Origin of the sequence: Mesorhizobium sp. C089B (assembly GCF_030323125.1) — a bacterium.
In the GTDB taxonomy this organism is placed as follows: domain Bacteria; phylum Pseudomonadota; class Alphaproteobacteria; order Rhizobiales; family Rhizobiaceae; genus Mesorhizobium.
Genome location: NZ_CP100469.1, coordinates 3,052,260 through 3,069,710, shown reverse-complemented (window position 1 = coordinate 3,069,710; position 17,451 = coordinate 3,052,260). Strand labels below are relative to the sequence as shown.

General features: G+C 61.1%; 15 protein-coding genes. 4 read left to right on the top strand and 11 right to left on the bottom strand.

The genetic code is table 11. From position 1 onward, the window contains the following. Nucleotides 1-13 precede the first annotated feature (13 nt). Nucleotides 14-1,009, bottom strand: coding sequence for a GlxA family transcriptional regulator (locus NLY44_RS15240; protein WP_023669983.1), 996 nt, complete (start codon nucleotides 1,007-1,009; stop codon nucleotides 14-16). A gap of 127 nt (nucleotides 1,010-1,136) precedes the next feature. Here NLY44_RS15240 and NLY44_RS15235 point away from each other — a divergent pair, with 127 nt between their 5' ends. Continuing rightward, complete coding sequence (locus NLY44_RS15235; protein ID WP_023748141.1) at nucleotides 1,137-1,775, top strand: isochorismatase family protein; 639 nt, start codon at nucleotides 1,137-1,139, stop codon at nucleotides 1,773-1,775. Nucleotides 1,776-2,296: 521 nt separating this feature from the next. Beyond that, complete coding sequence (locus tag NLY44_RS15230; protein ID WP_023804791.1) at nucleotides 2,297-3,613, top strand: hypothetical protein; 1,317 nt, start codon at nucleotides 2,297-2,299, stop codon at nucleotides 3,611-3,613. Nucleotides 3,614-3,674: 61 nt separating this feature from the next. On the opposite strand, the gene NLY44_RS15225 is transcribed toward NLY44_RS15230, so the two are convergent. The 3 genes from NLY44_RS15225 to NLY44_RS15215 all read right to left on the bottom strand — a co-directional run bounded on the left by NLY44_RS15225 (nucleotide 3,675) and on the right by NLY44_RS15215 (nucleotide 8,112). Further along, nucleotides 3,675-5,354 carry a formate--tetrahydrofolate ligase gene (locus NLY44_RS15225; protein ID WP_023741051.1) on the bottom strand — a complete coding sequence of 560 codons (1,680 nt, stop codon included), beginning with the start codon at nucleotides 5,352-5,354 and terminating at the stop codon, nucleotides 3,675-3,677. 312 nt (nucleotides 5,355-5,666) lie between these two features. Continuing rightward, a complete protein-coding gene (locus NLY44_RS15220; protein WP_023686165.1) occupies nucleotides 5,667-6,791 on the bottom strand; it encodes a DUF2333 family protein in 1,125 nt (374 codons plus the stop codon). 16 nt (nucleotides 6,792-6,807) lie between these two features. Continuing rightward, the gene (locus NLY44_RS15215; protein ID WP_023691610.1) at nucleotides 6,808-8,112 is read right to left on the bottom strand and encodes a DUF6638 family protein; all 1,305 of its coding nucleotides are present in this window, start codon (nucleotides 8,110-8,112) and stop codon (nucleotides 6,808-6,810) included. 127 nt (nucleotides 8,113-8,239) lie between these two features. Here NLY44_RS15215 and NLY44_RS15210 point away from each other — a divergent pair, with 127 nt between their 5' ends. Continuing rightward, entirely contained in the window at nucleotides 8,240-8,377 is a 138-nt protein-coding gene (locus tag NLY44_RS15210) for a hypothetical protein (protein WP_023686163.1), read from the top strand. Nucleotides 8,378-8,445: 68 nt separating this feature from the next. On the opposite strand, the gene NLY44_RS15205 is transcribed toward NLY44_RS15210, so the two are convergent. The 7 genes from NLY44_RS15205 to NLY44_RS15175 all read right to left on the bottom strand — a co-directional run bounded on the left by NLY44_RS15205 (nucleotide 8,446) and on the right by NLY44_RS15175 (nucleotide 16,158). After that, nucleotides 8,446-10,356, bottom strand: coding sequence for an ATP-binding protein (locus NLY44_RS15205; RefSeq protein ID WP_023806018.1), 1,911 nt, complete (start codon nucleotides 10,354-10,356; stop codon nucleotides 8,446-8,448). 392 nt (nucleotides 10,357-10,748) lie between these two features. Then, complete coding sequence (locus NLY44_RS15200; RefSeq protein WP_286457566.1) at nucleotides 10,749-11,243, bottom strand: hypothetical protein; 495 nt, start codon at nucleotides 11,241-11,243, stop codon at nucleotides 10,749-10,751. Between the two features lie 59 nt (nucleotides 11,244-11,302). Further along, nucleotides 11,303-12,448, bottom strand: a complete 1,146-nt coding sequence (locus tag NLY44_RS15195) for a hypothetical protein (RefSeq protein ID WP_023806017.1) — start codon at nucleotides 12,446-12,448, stop codon at nucleotides 11,303-11,305. A 27-nt stretch (nucleotides 12,449-12,475) separates the two neighbouring features. Next, nucleotides 12,476-13,564 (bottom strand): hypothetical protein, encoded by a 1,089-nt coding sequence (locus NLY44_RS15190; RefSeq protein WP_023733373.1) that lies wholly within the window; start codon nucleotides 13,562-13,564, stop codon nucleotides 12,476-12,478. Between the two features lie 321 nt (nucleotides 13,565-13,885). Then, nucleotides 13,886-14,269: a c-type cytochrome gene (locus tag NLY44_RS15185; RefSeq protein WP_023733372.1), complete on the bottom strand. Its 384-nt coding sequence runs from the start codon at nucleotides 14,267-14,269 to the stop codon at nucleotides 13,886-13,888. Nucleotides 14,270-14,353: 84 nt separating this feature from the next. Beyond that, nucleotides 14,354-15,532 (bottom strand): glycosyltransferase, encoded by a 1,179-nt coding sequence (locus NLY44_RS15180; protein ID WP_023695820.1) that lies wholly within the window; start codon nucleotides 15,530-15,532, stop codon nucleotides 14,354-14,356. 14 nt (nucleotides 15,533-15,546) lie between these two features. Next, a complete protein-coding gene (locus NLY44_RS15175) occupies nucleotides 15,547-16,158 on the bottom strand; it encodes a thymidine kinase (protein WP_023683669.1) in 612 nt (203 codons plus the stop codon). A gap of 237 nt (nucleotides 16,159-16,395) precedes the next feature. On the opposite strand from NLY44_RS15175, the gene NLY44_RS15170 reads away from it, so the two are divergent. Then, entirely contained in the window at nucleotides 16,396-17,331 is a 936-nt protein-coding gene (locus NLY44_RS15170; RefSeq protein WP_023686157.1) for a choline ABC transporter substrate-binding protein, read from the top strand. Nucleotides 17,332-17,451: the final 120 nt, after the last annotated feature.

Here is a 17,451-nt window from a genome sequence, read left to right as displayed (position 1 = left end):
TCGTCGTGGGCGGTCAGTATGAAGCCGTGCGTGCCATGCGCTCGTCCGGACCGGCTCGTCGCGAGAATTCACGCCGGTATTGGGCCGGTGACGTCTTGAGCCGTGCGGCGAAATGCTGGCGCAGCGAGGTGGCGCTGCCGAAGCCGGCTTCGAAGGCCACCATGTCCATCGATTTTTCCGTCGCCTCCAGCAGCCGTTGCGCCAGTTCGATGCGTTGGCCGGCCAACCATTCGCCAAAGCTGGTGCCGATCGATTTCTGGAAACGGCGGGTGAAAGTGCGCCGGGTCAGGCCCGCGGCCTCCGCGACGCGGTCGAGGTTGTGCGTTTGTCCGAGCGTTGCCCGCACCGTGTCGAGCGCCAGGGTGAAGCGGTCGGTGGCCGGGGTTTTCGCCAGCGGGCGCTCGATGAACTGCGCTTGCCCACCCTGCCGGTGCGGCGACAGCACGATGTGCCTGGCCAGCCGCAGCGCTACCTCTGCGCCATAGCGGGCGCGCACAATGTGCAGGCAGCAATCGAGCCCGGCGGCGACGCCGGCCGAGGTGACGATGTCGCCGTCGTCGACATAGAGCACGTCGGCGTCGACTTCGATGTCCGGGTATAATGTTTGCAGCCGGTCGGTGGAGGCCCAATGTGTCGTCGCACGCCGGCCCGCAAGCAGCCCGGCGGCGGCAATGGCGAAGGTGCCGAGACAGAGGCCGACGATCACCGCACCGCGCCGGTGCGCGTGGGTGAGCGCTGCCAGGAGCGGCGGCGGAAGTGGGGCCTCGAGATCCTTCCAGCTCGGAATGATGACGATGTCGGCATCGTCGAATGCGGAAAGGCCATACGGCACCGCGATGGTCAGCCCGGCATCGGTGTGGATCGCTCCATCGTCGAGCGCGCAGACGCGAAAGTCGAAACGCGGCAAGCCAAGCTTGGTGCGGTCGGTGCCGAACACCACGCACGGCACGGAGAGGTGGAACGGGCTGATGCCGTCAAAGGCGAGAACGGCAATGATCGGGTCGGCCATGCGTGTTTCCAGCAAGCGAAAAGCGAATTGTCCTAATTCTTTCGAATGATGTCAATCGGGCCACTTTTGGCAGTCGGGCGATCCGCCTATTTTCGACCTATCCCATTCAAGCCCGAAGGAGAACACCATGTCCGCCAATATCACGCCGCGCCGCGCGCTCATCGTCATCGATGTCCAGAACGATTATGATGGCGGCAACCTCGCCATCCAGTATCCGCCGTTCCGCGACAGCGTCGTCAATGTCGCGCGCGCTATGGATGCCGCCGCTGCGGCCGGCGTGAAGGTGGTGGTCGTCAAGCAGATGGCGCCCGAGACCTCGCCAGTCTTCGCCAAGGGCAGCCATGGCGGCGAACTGCATCCCGAGATCGCCCGGCGAAGCCGCGACCACTATGTCGAGAAGTCACTGCCTAGCGCCTTTGCCGGCACCGACCTCGAGGCGTGGCTGCGCGCCAATACCATCGATACGATAACGGTGATCGGCTACATGACGCATAATTGCGACCTGTCGAGCATCATCCACGCCGCGCATGTCGGCTTTGCGGTCGAGTTCCTGTCCGACGCCACCGGTTCGCTGCCTTACGCCAACAGCGCCGGCTACGCCTCGGCCGAGGAGATCCACCGCGTGGTGTCCATCATCCTGCAGTCGCGCTTTGCGGCCGTGCTCAAGACCGCCGAATGGATCGATTGCCTGAAGACCGGTGCTTTGCCCGAACGCGACACGCCCTATGCGTCCAACCAGCGCGCGCTGGCGCGCAACGCTGCATAGGCAAATTGCCGCGAAGGAACAGGGGCGCCGCAGTCTGCGGCGCCCTTTGGCGTTCCTGATCACGAACACCGGGGCGTGGCCTCGTTTGGAAGTCTTTTCGGCTGGGCCCATTCACTTTCGGGATGATGAGCCGGCCAAACGCAAGAAACTCAGATCGGGCTCTATCTCAGGATGGGGAACTGGAGAACAGAGTGAAGTCTTTCACAGACGAAGGCCTCTCTCCGAGGAACGGTATATCTGGATCAAGGGGTGGGACGGGGTAGACTTCCCCGGGAGAAACAAGTGAAAGCGCGAATTGCACGAACTACAGTCGTTCTCGCCTTGGCTGGTGCCGCGGCACTCTTGCCATGGCCCGCTTTCGCCCAGGTCCCTTCGCACGCGCCGGGGACGATCTGCTTCACTCAATCCTTCTGGTGCTGGGCGCAGCCGCCCGGCCCGCCCGGATATCCGTGCGGGTGCCCGTCGCAATACGGCTATGTGCCGGGCTATCTAGGGTAGTCGTCAGGCGGGGGGATTTCACGATGACGACGACACCGGCCGACCCTCTCGTTTCTGGACTCATCGCGGACGCCAAGCTGGTCGCCAACTACGGCCGCTACGGTGTGTTCAAGGACAGTTCCCTGTTTGCGGCCATCGGCAATGCCGAAAAGCTCGACGATGCGACGGCCAGCCAGCCTGAGGTCGTCAATCTTCAGACGGTTTTCAACGATTGTTCCGGCACCGTGCCATTTGCCACCCTGGCGGCACTGCGATCGGGCTGGTCGCCCGGTGACATGTCGCGCAAGACCGCGCTGGCGACGTACTTTCTCGTGGCTCTTTCCGTGCTTTTCATGGTTGTAACCGGAAGATTGACGTACATTTACAACAAGGGAGTCGCGATAAACTCCGAACTCATAGAAATCGACAACAATGATATCAGCGCACGGTTCGGACAGGCGATACGCCAGGTTTGGGCGACGAAGAAACAACTGAGCTCGGCATCGTCCGAGCAGGCTTCGACCACGGATCTGACGCTTCTGAAGGACGCCTATTACAATTCGGAAGATAGCCTTCACGCTCTCGACCAGCGCTTTTCCTCCCTGGTGAGAAGAGCGCAAGGGTTCATGACTGAGGACGCGCAATTCCCGATCTGGGGAATGCAATGGATGTACTGCAAATTTTATTCAACCTCCACGGCAGATGGCGTAGCGGCGGGCCAGGCTCAGTATTCCCAGCAAGGTGCCATAGACCAGTTCTGTGACCAGCCGCTGGGGGTGAGTAAATCCACGCCTCCAGACAAGCTCAAGGAGCTCCCCAATCAGCCGGATGCCTATTGCGCGCAGATAAACACCGAAAAGAAAAACCCGAACAATCTTGAAGGTACGTCTTCGGAAAAAGTGACGGACGTGAATGCCGATTTCGACGAGGCAACGCGCAGCCTGCAGTGCGACGGAGTGATCACGATCGCGCCGAACTCGATCTACACGCTGACCGCGCAGATAAAGACGCTGGACGAGGTTCTCAGCCCATATGCCTTGTGGATACTCCCGGCCTTCTACGGCGCGCTCGGAGCCATCATGTTTCGCATGCGGATGATCCTCAATCCGCTGCTGCCCAATCCACCGCTGTCGCGGCTGATCCACAGGATCGCACTGGGGGCGCTGGCCGGCATGGTGCTTGCCTGGTTTGTAGCACCGGGCACCAAGCTTGGAGAGGAGGCTTCGGGAATAGGCTTCAGCCTCTTCACCTTCTCCTTCCTGTTTGGGTTCAGTCTGGATATCTTCTTCACCATTCTCGACCAGTTCGTCAGCATGTCGGTCGCCGGGATCAAGAAGTTCGGGTCCTCGACAGTGGCGTGAGAAGCCCGGCAAGCAAAAGGGCGCCGCATGGCTGCGGCGCCCTTGGTTGTCGAGACAAATCTCAGAACAGGCCTTCGATCTGGCCGGCCTCGTTGAGGAAGATTTTTTCCGAGGACGGCGCCTTGGGCAGGCCGGGCATGGTCATGACCTCGCCGCAGATGACGACGACGAAGCCGGCGCCCGCCGAAAGCCTGACCTCGCGCACCGGCACGGTGTGGCCGGTCGGCGCGCCACGCAGGTTCGGGTCGGTCGAGAAGGAATATTGGGTCTTGGCCATGCAGACCGGCAGGTGCCCGTAGCCGGCCTGCTCCCAGGCATGCAGCTGGTCGCGCACCGACTTGTCGGCGATCGCCTCGTCGCCGCGATAGATGCGCTGGACGATGGTGTTGATCTTCTCGAACAGCGGCATTGCGTCGGGATAGAGCGGCGCGAACTGCGAGGCGCCGGATTCGGCGATCTCGACGACCTTGCGCGCCAACTCCTCAATGCCGGCAGAGCCATTGGCCCAATGCTTGCACAGGATCGCCTCGGCGCCGAGCGAGGCGACGAAATCCTTCATCGCCTGGATTTCCACCTCGGTATCGGTGGTGAAATGATTGATCGCCACGATCGCAGGCACGCCGAACTGTTTCACATTCTCGATGTGGCGGCCCAGATTGAGGCAGCCCTTCTTGACTGCCTCGATGTTTTCCTTGCCGAGGTCTTCCTTCTTGACGCCGCCATTCATCTTCATGGCGCGCACGGTGGCGACGATGACGGCAGCCGCCGGCTTCAAACCCGCCTTGCGGCACTTGATGTCGAAGAATTTTTCGGCTCCGAGGTCGGCGCCGAAGCCGGCTTCGGTGACGACGTAGTCGGCGAGCTTCAGCGCCGTGGTGGTGGCGACCACCGAGTTGCAGCCATGCGCGATGTTGGCGAACGGGCCGCCATGCACGAAGGCAGGGTTGTTCTCCAGCGTCTGCACCAGGTTTGGCTGCATGGCGTCCTTCAGCAGCACCGCCATGGCGCCGTCGGCCTTCAAGTCGCGGGCATAGACCGGGCTCTTGTCGCGGCGGTAGGCGACGATGATGTCGCCGAGGCGCTTTTCCAGATCCTTGAGGTCGGTGGAAAGGCACAAGATCGCCATCACTTCAGAGGCGACGGTGATGTCGAAGCCTGCCTCGCGCGGATAACCGTTGGCGACGCCGCCGAGCGAGCAGATGATTTCGCGCAGCGCCCGGTCGTTCATGTCCATGACGCGGCGCCAGGCGACGCGGCGGGTGTCGATGCCGAGCTCATTGCCCCAGTAGATGTGGTTGTCGATCAGCGCCGACAAAAGATTGTGCGCCGTGGTGATGGCGTGGAAGTCGCCGGTGAAGTGGAGGTTCATGTCCTCCATCGGCACGACCTGCGCGTAGCCGCCGCCGGCGGCACCGCCCTTGACGCCGAAATTCGGGCCGAGCGAAGCCTCGCGGATGCAGACGATCGCCTTCTTGCCGATGCGGTTCAGACCGTCACCAAGGCCGACGGTGGTGGTCGTCTTGCCTTCGCCGGCCGGCGTCGGGTTGATGGCGGTGACGAGGATCAGCTTGCCGTCCTTGTTGCCCTTCACCGATTTGATGAATTCGGCCGAAATCTTCGCCTTGTCGTGGCCGTAGGGCAAAAGGTGCTCGGTCGGGATGCCGATCTTGGCGCCGATCTCCTGGATTTGCTTTTTCTTGGCGCCGCGCGCGATCTCGATGTCGGACTTCACTTCGGCCATGACGGCTTTCCTTCGGATTGGACGGTGGAGGGGACGGGTTTGATCTCACTCGCAGGCATGTTGAACCCGGGCGCGGGCATGTTCTAACCCTGTCGCTCCCGCGGCGTCAACTTGCATGCAACTATGTTTCCTATGAAGAAAGTGTCTCCGCGGCCGGCCGACCTGTCGCCGGTTCTTCCTGGCTCCGTTGCCGCGCCGTATAGAAGCCAGAGGACGCGACGTTCCGCCGTCTCAAAACAGCCGCCCAATGCACGGAATGCGACAGAGGCGACGGCGCAAATTCGCCATCGCTCGCCGGGAAAGCAGTGAACGCTACTGAGTCAGGACGTTGCTGATCTCGACCATGTTGGAGCGCACGCGAAGCACGTAGAAACCCATCGTCGTCAGGTGCGTCGGCATGATCCAGCCATCCTCGCGGCCATTGGCGATGATGAAGGGCTGGATGCGCAGGGCCGAGACGAATTGCGCATCCATCGTGTCCCACAGATTGCCGAGATGCTTTTCCTTGATGACGTCCTCGAAGTCGGCCTGGGCGCCCTTCATCAGGCCGTAATAGGCATAGAGCTGGCCATAGGCGAACCAGAAGCGGTCGTCGGCGCGGAAGTCGAACCAGCCATTGTTATGGTTTTCGGCGCGCTCCTTGAGGATCGCCGATGTCGAACCGATGTCGGAAGAGATGCGGTCGATATACTGCTTCAGATTGTCGGCGCGGGCATCGAACGTCGCCTGGCAGCTGCCGAGGCGGGCGTTGAAGGAGCGCAGCTTGGTGACGGCATCGCGATAATAGCTCGGCGTCGGCGTCTTGGGGCCGAACGGGTTGAGGCCGAAATACCAGGTCTCCTCGTCGAACTGCAGATTGCCGCGCGCATCCTGCAGGTCGCCGTCGATCTGCGATGTGGTGCGGACACGGCCGAGATTGTCGGCAAGCTCGGTGGCGGTGCGCCGCACCGCCTGGTTGATGCCGCGCTGGAACGAGGCCTTGTTGTCCATGAACGGCGTGTTGTCCCAGTCGATGCCGAACAGGCCGAGTTTGTAGAGGATCATCGACGAGATCCAGGCATTCTGGTTGACGTTGAAGTCCGTCAGGTCGGCCGCCACCTGGGCGATGCCCGAATTGCCGCAGGTCTTGGCGGTGTCGGTGCCGGCGCCGGCCGCGACCTGTTCGCCGGCGGAAATGTTGCGGTTCTCGAAGGTGTATTTGTCGACGTAGTTGGGATCGAACTTGTTCCACCACTGGGTGGCGTAGAAGAAATTGGCGTAGAGGCCGATCAACACCAGAAGCGCGAGGCCGACCACAGCCTTCAGGATCCAGCCGCGCTGCGTATACCAGCGCCCAGCCCAGAGGAACGGCCACAGGATCGCGCCGATGACGAGGCCGATGCCGCGGCCTATCCATTGGAAGATGCGGGTGAAGAAATTCACGATCGGATCAAGCATGGCTCTCGTTCACCCCTCAGTCAGTCAGGCCGTAAAGGCGCGTGCGAAACGCCACTTTGTCTTTCAAATATGTGGTTTTCAGAACGTCCACAACATGCGACCGCCAGGCGTCGCTGTAGCCGTCATAGTCCTTGTAGAAGCCCGGCTTGTTGAAGACGTAACGCGAGACAAAGTCCTGCGGCACGAAATCCGAGATCAGCTGGTTGGTCAGCCAGGCGTCGGGATGGTCGGGCTTGCCACGCACGACCAGGAAGCGCTGTTGCGGAAACACATCCTCGATCTTGAGATGGCCGAGCTGGGCGATCTCACGCTTGGCGGCGTTGAGAAAGGGGAAATTGCCGTCCTTGGTGATCAGATCGGCATGGCCATGGATCCAGGTCTGTAGCCAGACCTTGTCGACCTCGGTCAAATTGCGGTTCGGCTCTGTGTCGCGGATGAGAGCGCGCACCACCATCTCGGCGCGATGCTCGAGATAGCCCGAGCTTTCGACCCATGACGCGCGCGGCAGTTCGATGCGGCCGGTGCTGGCCAGGAACTTGAACACCTTGTCGGCATCGTTGATCGAGAGATAGCTGACCTGCCAGGGCCGCGAACGGCGAAAGCCGGGGGCGGCCGGGTCGCCGATGACGGTGGTCATATCAGGATCGACGAAGACGTAGACGCCGCCGAAATGGCTGGTCCAGTAGGCGTTGTGGCGGAAGATCACCTGGTCGGGCACCAGCGCATTCTCACGGATATCGCCGCAGACCTTCGCCAGCTCCACCATACGGCTCAGCATGGTGTTGTCGCGCCAGGCATCGGGCTCCTGCTTCAGCCGGTCGACCAGCTTGCCGAGTTCGGCGGCCTTGCCCAGCACGTCCTCGGCCGAAAGCACCCTGAACTCGACCTGGCTGATCGACAGCAGATCCTCGATGTCGTTGACCAGGGGAACGGAATCCTCGATCTCCCCGTAGATGACATCCTTGATCGTCAGCGCATCGATGGCGCGCTGGTTCTTGGACATGAACTCGAACATCAGCTGCGAGGTGTTGGAAAAGGCGGTGTGCACCACCGGCAGATCGATCTGCGACGGCGTCAGGATGATGAAGCGGCGGTTGACCTCGTTGGGGTCGAGATAATCGTAATCGCCGCATTCCTCGGCCACTTCGGGCGAGAAGCCGGTGCGGTCGATCTGGAAGCTCTTCAGCTTGGTCGGTTTGAGGCCGAAGGCGACAAGCGCCTTGTTGTAACGCTGGATGAGGTGCGGCTCGTCGACGGTGAGCAAGCGGCCGTAGATCAGCTCATTGTCGCGGAGAAGGTCGGGCTTTTTGGCGTGGCTCATGCAGAACGTTCCGAGTGGCGTTGCCTGTTGTGGCGAAGCGCCAACGCTGACGCCTCCCTCTCCCCGTTCTGCACGGGGAGAGGGCAAGGGTGAGGGGCAGCGCTAGCATTCAAGGACATGTCTCCCCATGGCCTTTGGCGGCAATAAATCGAAGATCATTGGTCCGGATGTGCCGATCGAGGCGCTGTTCGATAGCTGCCAGTATGGTCGTAGCGATCTGTGGTCCACGCATGCGCCGCCCCTCACCCTTGCCCTCGCCCCGTGAAGGACGGGGAGAGGGGGGCGTCAGCGTTAGCGCCAAGCCTTTCAGCACCCGCGGGCAGCGAAGGAAGCTCACGCATTCCACAGCCCCTTCTTCTTCATCTCCTCCATCTCGCGCCCCGCCCGTTCGCGCAGGCGTGCGTCGCGCAGCAGCTTCTCCACCGCGGCGTCGTCGGATTTGTCGGAATAGCGGAACTCCGAGTCGGCGTAGCGGTTGATCTCCTGCATGACCATGTCCATCGAGAACGGCCCACGCAGTTCCTCGATCATGGCTTTCTTCTCGTCGTAGCCCTTGTGCATGAAGGCTTCCGGCTTCTCGAACCAGTCGTCGGGCAGCTCGATGTCCATGGCGCGCATCTTGATGGCGTCGGTGACGTTCTTGATGGCTCGGCCGGTGAAGCGCGGCTCGGCATCCTTGATCAGGTGCAGATAGGTGCCGATGTCGGCCATCGATTTCGGCGCGCCATTCTCCTTCATGTAGCGCTCATAGACCTTCATCAGCCCGTCTTCCTGAGGCTTCTCGTGCTCCTCATAGGCTTCGGTCACCGCGCGCTGGATCTCCTGCGCGGCGTAGAGCTTGTGGTCGCCGAGTGGGATCTTGTGGTTCTTGCCGGCAAGCAGGACGAAGATGTCGATATAGTCGTCGCGGCTCTGTGGGCCGTCGACCAGCCAGCGGGCCCCGGCGCGCTGGCGCAGCGCATCGTCGACATTTTCGGGATAGTTGGAAAACATGCCGAACGAGCAATTGCCGCGCACCACCGTGCCGGCGCCGGCAAAGGCGTCCATCAAGACGCCGGTGATTTCCTGTTGGCCGGCCGAGGCGCGGTCGTCGGAGCGGCGGGCCGCCACCTGGTCGATGTCGTCGACGGTGCCGAAACCGATGACACGTGGGTTCAAGACATTGTTGATGAACTGGCGGCAATTCTGGCCGGATTTGCCTTGGTAGGACGAGATCTGGTCGACGCCGAAATTCTCATAGGCGAAGGGATAGCCGGCAACCTGGCAATAATTGTTGACGAGGCCGGCGATCATCTGGATCAGCGTCGTCTTGCCGGTGCCCGGCGCGCCATCGCCGATGAAGGTGAAGAGGAAGCCGCCGAGCTCGACGAACGGGTTCAGCTCGCGCTCGAAATCATAGGCCATCAGCATCTTGGCGAGCTTAACCGACTGGTATTTGGCGATGTGGTTGCCGACGACCTCTTCGGGCTTCTTGAAGGTCATCACCAGCGGTTTCGAACGCTTGCCGGGCGCGACGTCGAAGCCGTCGAGGGTGAAATCGTCGGCGTCGATGCGGATGTGGGCGTTCTCGAACGGACCGATGCCGTCGAAGCGGCCTTTGCGGGCCAGCAGCCCATCAATGGCGACCCGTGCAAAAGCTCGCGCGCGCGTCGTCAGGTCGCCATCGTCCTTGGCGTCCGCAATCGCCTTGTCGAGACCGGCGACGATCGACTTCACCGCGTCCTGCGGCGTGTCGAACAGGAAGTCGGGTTCGGGGATATCGTTGGGCGCCTCGCCATCGCTGTCGATCAGCTGGAACAGATAGGAGGCAAGGCTGAAGGCCGAAACGTAAGCAGAGGCTGACAGAAGCTTCTTGAAGGTCGCCGCCTCATCGCCCTCAAGAGGCGCACGGGTGTTCTTGGCCTGGAGGCTTTCGAGGTCGGAGCCCTCGGCGAAGACGTCGGAGATGGCGAGCGCTATCGCCAGGCCGCGGCGGGCGCGGAACAGCAGCGTGTGCTGCGGGATGCTCATCAACTGGTCGTCGGGATGGATCGCGGCGACGGTCTTGGTAAGCTCGACCTCGCGGGTACGGCGCACCGAGCCGACCGAGACTGTCGAGACAAAGCGGCGATTGGTGCCGGCAAGTGCTGTGCCGGATTCGCGCGCAGGGTCTTCCAGAACCACGACGCGGGTGATGAAGCTCTGCGCCGTGGCGCGGTGCTTTTCGATTGCGGCTTCCGGGATGGTGGTCAGGCCGGTGTCCATCGTATCAATCCTCCTCGCGACTCACTCTTGTGCCTGCCCTCGCGTGAGCAAAATTGAAAACATCCCGTCAAAGGGTTCGTGATCGGGAAAGCGTTCGGCTTGAAAGATGGCCTCTCCCGGCCCTCCAAGCTTGAAACGGCAACGCTCAGTCCGTGCAAGACAATAAGCGACAGCCTGGTACTCAGTTAGGTCCGCTAACATCGCGCTAACGCAAATCTGATTCGGTTTTCCGTTGTTAGATGGCGGTCCGAATTCAACACGGTCTTCTGGCTCAAATGCATATCTTTTCATCAATCTTGGCCAGTGATATTCGACAAGCTTTTGTCTATTGCCGCAAAAGAACTGAATCACGATTTTTACATTGTAGCTATATCTTGGTTGCCGACTCTGTCTTATTCCAATGATCGGACGGGATGAATTACGTGTTCGGACAGGTAATTTTCGACCAGAACGAGCATGACGCCTCCGGATCGAATGTGACGGTATGCTTCATATTGATCCAATTCGTACCAATAGAAAGTACAGATCGTGTCACCGTCTGTATTTTCATCTTCAGACCGCGAAGTAACCGGTCTGTAGCCGAACCCGGAAAACCATTCGGATAAGCCGGAAATTTGTTGAAGAACAAAAAACGCGGCAAGCGCCGGGTCTGCAACATCGATATAATTGAAAGCTTCAAGCTTCCGCACCCCATCCGGTAATCCTCGATGACGCCACCGACTTTCAACGTGAACCCGGTGTCCGAGAATGCGCTCAAGGTTACGCAATGGTCGGGCGGTCAGTTTGTGTTTCTTGTAAGCACCGGTATGCATATCGACATCCCACCAAGCGAGAACCCGGTAGGGCGATTCATTACTGCGGGAAGCAAGGTTATCCGTTTCGATCACAATCGCCTTCTGCCCCTGACCGCGCCCCGGAGATTGTCAGGCCCACCAAAAATGCCACCTCACACATCGCTGATCACCTGTCCGTTGGACAGAATATGGACCTTGTAGCCGGAAAAGATCTTTTGAGCTTCGCCGGCGGCGTAGAGTGCTTGATAGGCTTCGTGCGGGATCAGGGCGTGGTTCTCGTAGCTCGACACACCCTGGCGCGCGGCTTCGAGATCGTCGGTGTTGATAAAGAATTCCTGCGTCGTCTTATCGCTCGAAAACAGCCCCTTGCGGCCGGGCTTCTCGCCCTTGGAGTAGATCTCCTGGATGGTCCAGGTGAGCAGCCAGGCATTTTCCGGCTTGCGCACCTTGGCCAGCACTTCGGCCACCGTCGAATTGTTGTCGGTAATGCCCGCGGAATAGAAGGGGCCGAGCACGACGCGGCGCAGCTGCTTGGGGTGCAGCGGCTCGAAATCCTTGTCGAGATTGACCGCAATCGTTGCGGGCGAAAGCGTGTAGGCGGAATTCTTCTCGGTGAAATCGTCGAAACGATGGGCGAGTTCGGGGTTGAGCAGACCGTCTACCGGCAGCGGGATGTCGACCCGTTCATTGAGCTTGCCGCTGCTGTCAACGAGCTGCCGGATCATGCTTTCGGAGGAATCCTCCACCGTCACCATGTAGACCAGCGGCAGGTTGGCGCTGCCGTCGAAGCTCGCCCAGTGCACGAGGTAATAGGGGCGCCCGGTCTTTGGATTGACCGAGACCTTGGCCGTCTGCGCCAGCGAGAACGGGCCAAAAGTCTGTTCGCTCTTGACGTCCTCGAGATAGAGCCGCTCGGCCATCGACTTCTGCAGCGCTTCGGGGAATTCCTTGTGGCGCAGGATGAAGTCGGCCATTTCCTCGCGCAATTCGCCGGCCAGCGGAATGTTGGCCAGCCGCGCCTCGGCCTGGCGGCGGTCGTTTTCCAGTTCGAGCAGGTTCTGGAAGACGGGATAGCCGCTGTCGGCGCGCGAAATGCGGAACGTGTCCATGAAGCCGAGCCGGTTGCGCCAGCAGGAAAACGATTTGTCCAGCCGGGCAATGTATTCGGCGACAATCTTGGCGACGATGCCGTGCCGGTAAAGCGGCGAGCGGTCGTCGCGCATGAACACTTCAAGGCCGCTGAGTGCCGCCGTGATGGCGGAAAAATAGCGCGCCGCCGCTTCGTTTTCGGGAGTCATGCCGGTGTGCCCGCGTGCAGCCGCTCCTTACGACTGCACGTAGTTGGCCGAATTGTGCTTCTTCATCACGTCGTCGAAACGGCGGGCGAAGGCGTCGTCGGCGAGCTTCTTGCGGCGCTGGATGTCGGAGCTGGCGACCATGTTCTTCTCGTGCATTTCGAGAAGATCGCCGATGTGCTTTTGCGAGGCGGCGCCAATGCCGGCCATGGTCTCTTCGGCGGTGTTGTCGACCTGGCTGCCCAGCGTGTTGATCTTGTGGGCGACATCCTGCTGGGCGGCGGTCTTCAAGGAATCTTCCAGTGCCTTGTAGAGCACGATGCGCTGCTCGGTATCGATGGTCAGCTTGTTGATAAGCGTCGACTGCGCTGCGATCTGATTGTTGAGCGAATCGACGAAGGTCTGGAACATCGAGGTGTAGCGTTCCAGCGTCTGGCTTTCGGCCAGAAGCTCCTGCTCCTTGGCCTGCTTTTCATTGTATTCGGTCGCCAGTTTCGAGCGCTCGCCCTCAAGCTGCGTGCGCTCCTTCTGACTGGTAGAAGCGGCGATCTTGTTTTCGATGTCGAGCAGCAGCGGATTGACCTCCTCGATGCGCTTCTGCACCGCCTCGAGGTTGGTCATGGTGACCTTGCGGCGCTCGATCACCTGCGACAGGCTGTTTTCCGAGGTCTTGTAGCGCTGGTCGAGGACCTCTTTCTGCGCTTTCAGGATGCCGACGATGGTGTCGGACTTGACCAGAAGCTCCTGCAGATTGCCGGCCAGCGACATGTTGCGGACGCGGTCGGTGCGCATGCGCTGCTTGCGTTGCGCCGAGAAGATACCGACGAAGCTTTCCCAGCCGGTGTAGTTCTTCATGCTCTCGAATTCGGTGCCGAAGACGTTGGTGGCGTCTTCCAGCCCGATGATCAGGTCGGCGATGTTGCCTTCCATCACCTTCTGCTGCTTCAGCACGTCCTCGATGCGGGCATTCTCGATGTCGAAATTGGCGTCTCCGATCTTCTTGTCGGCGGTGGCCAGCGTATCAAGCACGGTGCCGGACTGCTCGATCTTGGAGCGCATGTCCTGCACGACCTGCCTGGTCTTGGCAATTTCGGCATCGAAATTCTGCAATGTCGCCATAGGGGCCTCCCGCTTCGGCTTCCGGTCGCTGGCTGCGAACAGCGGCGAATATATGTGGGGTATCAGGGGATTGAAAGACGCAAGACAAGACCCGCCCCGAAAACAAAAAAATACCTGGTCGTCTTGAAAGGCAATGAAGGCGGGGTCATGGCGTGATTAACCAGCCGGCCAAGTATTGTTCAACTGTCATTGAACTTTGACGGCTGCGAAGAAGTCGATTTCGGACAGTGTGGGTGTCCTGAATTCGACAGGGGACTCAACGAGTTGCAAGCGCGAGACAGCTGGCGGAAGCCGTCGCCATCAGGCTACCCATCGCGACGTTTAAGGCTTCGGATCGGCCTTCAGATAGGCGATGACGTTGGCGATGTCCTCGTCGCTGCTCAGGCCGGAGAAGGCCATCCTGTTGCCCGGCACTTTCAGCTTGGGAGCGCCAAGATAGGCTTTGAGGTTGGCTTCGTCCCAGACGAGGCCGGCCGCGCCGGCGTCCTTCATGGCCTGCGAATAGTTGAAATTCTGGGCGGTGCCGGCGGTCCGGCCGACGATACCGAGGAGATGCGGGCCGACCTTGTCGCGGTCGCTTGCCGCCTCGTGACAGGCCATGCAGCGGTAGAACACTTTCTTGCCAAGTGCTGCATCGCCGTCGGCCTGCGCGGCGAGGATACTGGCCAAGTAAATGACAAGGGCTGATGAAATGGCTCGAAGCATGGCGGTTCCCGGCTGGCTCTGGCTGAGGGAAAAATAGGCTGCAGGCCTTAACAAACGCCGTATGCCGCTGGATAGCAGCCGGGCTCAATCCGTGCGCGGGATCGCCGCGACCGCCTGCTTGACCTGCTTTTCAATCGCCGCCGACGAATGATTGTCGCGCACGAAAGCGCGGCCGATCTCCGCCATCTCGGCGGCCGCTTGCGGGCGTGTCGCGAGATCGATGATTTTCAATGCCAACTTGCCGGCATCGTCGCTGGACAGGAAATGCCTGCCCGCCTGCAGGCCAAGCCCTTCGACGGCCTTTTCGGTAGCGGCGACGACAAGGCCCGCCGCCATCGCCTCCAGCACCTTGATGCGGGTTCCGCCGCCGAAGTGCAGCGGGATCGGCGCATAGCCGGCGCGGCCAAGCAATTCCGGCAGATGCGGCGGGTTCTCGATCAACCGCAGACCATGCCTGGTGCATAGACCGCGCACGACATCGCGCGGGTTTCTGCCGGCGACGGTGATCGACCAGGGCCGGCCGGAGGCGGCGAGGCGCGGCGCCATCGCGCGGCCGATCTGCTTGACGGCATCGATGTTGGGGAAATAGCCGAGATGGCCTATGAAACACAGGCTGAGTTCACTGAAGCGCTCGGCAGCAATCGGCAGGGAAAGCACGCTCTCGTCTGGAATGGGGTTGGCGACGAACCTGACGTCGTTGACGGGGCCGAGAGCGGACAGAAGCGCTTCGTCGGCCCGCGAACAAACCCAGACCTGGTCGGCCAGGGCAGCCGCACACCTGTCGGCTTCGCGCGCCTCTGCCTTCCTTCGCCTGTTTTGGCGCCAGTCTCGAATTTGCTGCCACAGCGTCAGGCCGGCGATCCGGTCGGACACCGTCCGGGAATCAATGTTGTGCTGGTCAAGGACGGTGCGCGCGCGATGCTTCGGCGCCAGCGTCAGCAGCTGCGAAAGCACGATCTCCTCGATTACCACGAGATCGGGCGCGAATTCCCTCCAGATGGCGTCGGCCTCGGCCAGCTCGTCGTCCGGCATCATATGCACGGTCGGGTGCGGGCCGCGCCTGCCCCACGGCGCCCTGCCGCGCGCTGCCTCGATGATCCGGTGACGGATGTTCGGCGGTGTGGAGGGTGCCGGGGCGCCAGTCAGGCTTACCGTCAGGACCTCGCCCATCGATGCCAGGGCGCGTGCATTGGCGGCGTTCCGGATCTCTCCGCCGGAGACCGGCGGAAACGGGCAATCGACTGTGAACTGCAGAATTTTCATGTTGTCCCGGCCGTTCAGCCTCTGGTGAAGCCAATGAAATCGTCAGGCGCGGCGCGGCCCATTTCCTCTTCCCAGTGGCGGCGGCAGAGCGAGATATAGACGTCCTTGCCGATCGCCACCTGTTCGCCTTGTCTGGCCACCTTGCCGTCAGCGCCGAGACGCACGACCATCGTCGCCTTGCGGCCGCAGCGGCAGATGGTGCGCACTTCGCGCAGATCGTCTGCGATGGCGAGAAGCGCTCGCGAACCGGAAAACAGATTGCCCTGGAAATCGGTGCGCAGGCCGTAGCACATCACCGGGATGTTCAGCCGGTCGGCGATACGGGCGAGCTGCCAGACCTGCTCTTCCTCGAGAAATTGCGCCTCGTCGACAAAGATGCAATGCACCGTCGTATGTTCGTGATGCTCGGCGACGCGAGCGTAGAGATCGTCGCCGTCGCGGAACATCTCGGCCTCCGTCTCCAGGCCGATGCGCGACGAGATCAGCCCGGTGTCGCCCTTTCTGTAGTGGCCGGCGACGAACAGCATCGTCGTCATACCGCGTTCGCGATAATTGTAGGACGCCTGCAGCAGCATTGTCGTTTTGCCGGCATTCATCGTCGCATAGTGGAAGTAGAGCTTGGCCATGCCGTCCTTTTAAGCCGAGTTGGCGCGGCGCGGGGAGAGGGCACCGCTGCATTTGATGGGAAAAGCCGTCTGCAATCGAAAAAGCGGCGGGCGTGTCGCTGTTTGGCCAGTCCGCGCCGTTGATCGTGATTGTCTTAGCGCTTGAAACCACACCAGAATGGTGTTTGGCTGACGAAACAAGGCGGGCAGAGAAACCGTAACTACGCTTCGCCAAAGAATCACAATGGGAGACTGCCAATGTCGCGTATGAACACCTTCGTCGCCGGCCTCGGCCTGGCGACTTTTCTGTCCACGAGCGCTGCACTTGCCGGCGATCCGGAGAGCTGCAAGGCGGTGCGCCTTTCCGATGTCGGCTGGACCGACATCCAGGCAACCACCGGCGTCGCTTCGGTGCTGCTCACCGCGCTCGGCTACGAGCCGCAGACGATCCAGCTATCGGTACCGGTGACCATGGCGTCGCTGAAAAACAAGGATCTCGACGTCTTCCTCGGCAACTGGATGCCGTCGATGACCAACGACATCAAGGACTACACCGCCGATGGTTCGGTCGAGACGATCGGCACCAACCTGACCGGCGCCGGCTACGGCATCGTCGTACCGACCTATGTCGCGGAGGCCGGCGTCAAGTCGCTGACCGACATCGGCAAGTTCAAGGACAAGTTCAACGGCAAGATTTACGGCATCGAGGCGGGCAATGACGGCAACCGCATCATCCTCGACATGATCAAGAACCCGAAGGACAATCTCGAAGGCTTCGAGCTGGTCGAGTCCTCGGAAGCCGGCATGCTGACGCAGGCCGAGCAGTCGATCAAGAACAATGAGTGGATCGCGTTCCTCGGCTGGACGCCGCATCCGGTGATGGGCGCCATGAAGCTCACCTATCTCGACGGCATGGGCGACAGCGGCTTCGGCGCCGCCACCGTCTACACCAATGTGCGCAAGGGCTACACCACCGAATGCCCGAATGCCGGCAAGTTCATCGCCAACCTGAAGTTCAACCTGGACATGGAAGGCGAGATGATGGACGCGATCCTGAAGGGCGGCGACGCCAACACGGTCGCAGCCGACTGGCTGAAGAAGCACCCTGACGCGGTTGCGCCGTGGATTGCCGGCGTCACCACCTTCGATGGCGGCGATGCGGCAGCGGCGGTCAAGACCGCGCTCGGAAGCTGAGCCGACTAATTCGGCCAAGCCGAACCAGGAAGGGCAGCCAATCTAGAAAAGGCTGCCCTTTTTCATATCCTGTGAGAAGATGACCTAATGAGAGCGGAGGCCGGAAGCAGGCGGTCTCTC

Coding starts and splice junctions, on each gene's coding strand:
- NLY44_RS15235 (WP_023748141.1), top strand. CDS start 1,137: ATGTCCGCCAATATCACGCCGCGCCGCGCGCTCATCGTCATCGATGTC.
- NLY44_RS15230 (WP_023804791.1), top strand. CDS start 2,297: ATGACGACGACACCGGCCGACCCTCTCGTTTCTGGACTCATCGCGGAC.
- NLY44_RS15170 (WP_023686157.1), top strand. CDS start 16,396: ATGTCGCGTATGAACACCTTCGTCGCCGGCCTCGGCCTGGCGACTTTT.
- NLY44_RS15210 (WP_023686163.1), top strand. CDS start 8,240: ATGGCCTTTGGCGGCAATAAATCGAAGATCATTGGTCCGGATGTGCCG.
- NLY44_RS15220 (WP_023686165.1), bottom strand. CDS start 6,791: ATGCTTGATCCGATCGTGAATTTCTTCACCCGCATCTTCCAATGGATA.
- NLY44_RS15240 (WP_023669983.1), bottom strand. CDS start 1,009: ATGGCCGACCCGATCATTGCCGTTCTCGCCTTTGACGGCATCAGCCCG.
- NLY44_RS15175 (WP_023683669.1), bottom strand. CDS start 16,158: ATGGCCAAGCTCTACTTCCACTATGCGACGATGAATGCCGGCAAAACG.
- NLY44_RS15195 (WP_023806017.1), bottom strand. CDS start 12,448: ATGACTCCCGAAAACGAAGCGGCGGCGCGCTATTTTTCCGCCATCACG.
- NLY44_RS15180 (WP_023695820.1), bottom strand. CDS start 15,532: ATGAAAATTCTGCAGTTCACAGTCGATTGCCCGTTTCCGCCGGTCTCC.
- NLY44_RS15185 (WP_023733372.1), bottom strand. CDS start 14,269: ATGCTTCGAGCCATTTCATCAGCCCTTGTCATTTACTTGGCCAGTATC.
- NLY44_RS15190 (WP_023733373.1), bottom strand. CDS start 13,564: ATGGCGACATTGCAGAATTTCGATGCCGAAATTGCCAAGACCAGGCAG.
- NLY44_RS15225 (WP_023741051.1), bottom strand. CDS start 5,354: ATGGCCGAAGTGAAGTCCGACATCGAGATCGCGCGCGGCGCCAAGAAA.
- NLY44_RS15205 (WP_023806018.1), bottom strand. CDS start 10,356: ATGGACACCGGCCTGACCACCATCCCGGAAGCCGCAATCGAAAAGCAC.
- NLY44_RS15215 (WP_023691610.1), bottom strand. CDS start 8,112: ATGAGCCACGCCAAAAAGCCCGACCTTCTCCGCGACAATGAGCTGATC.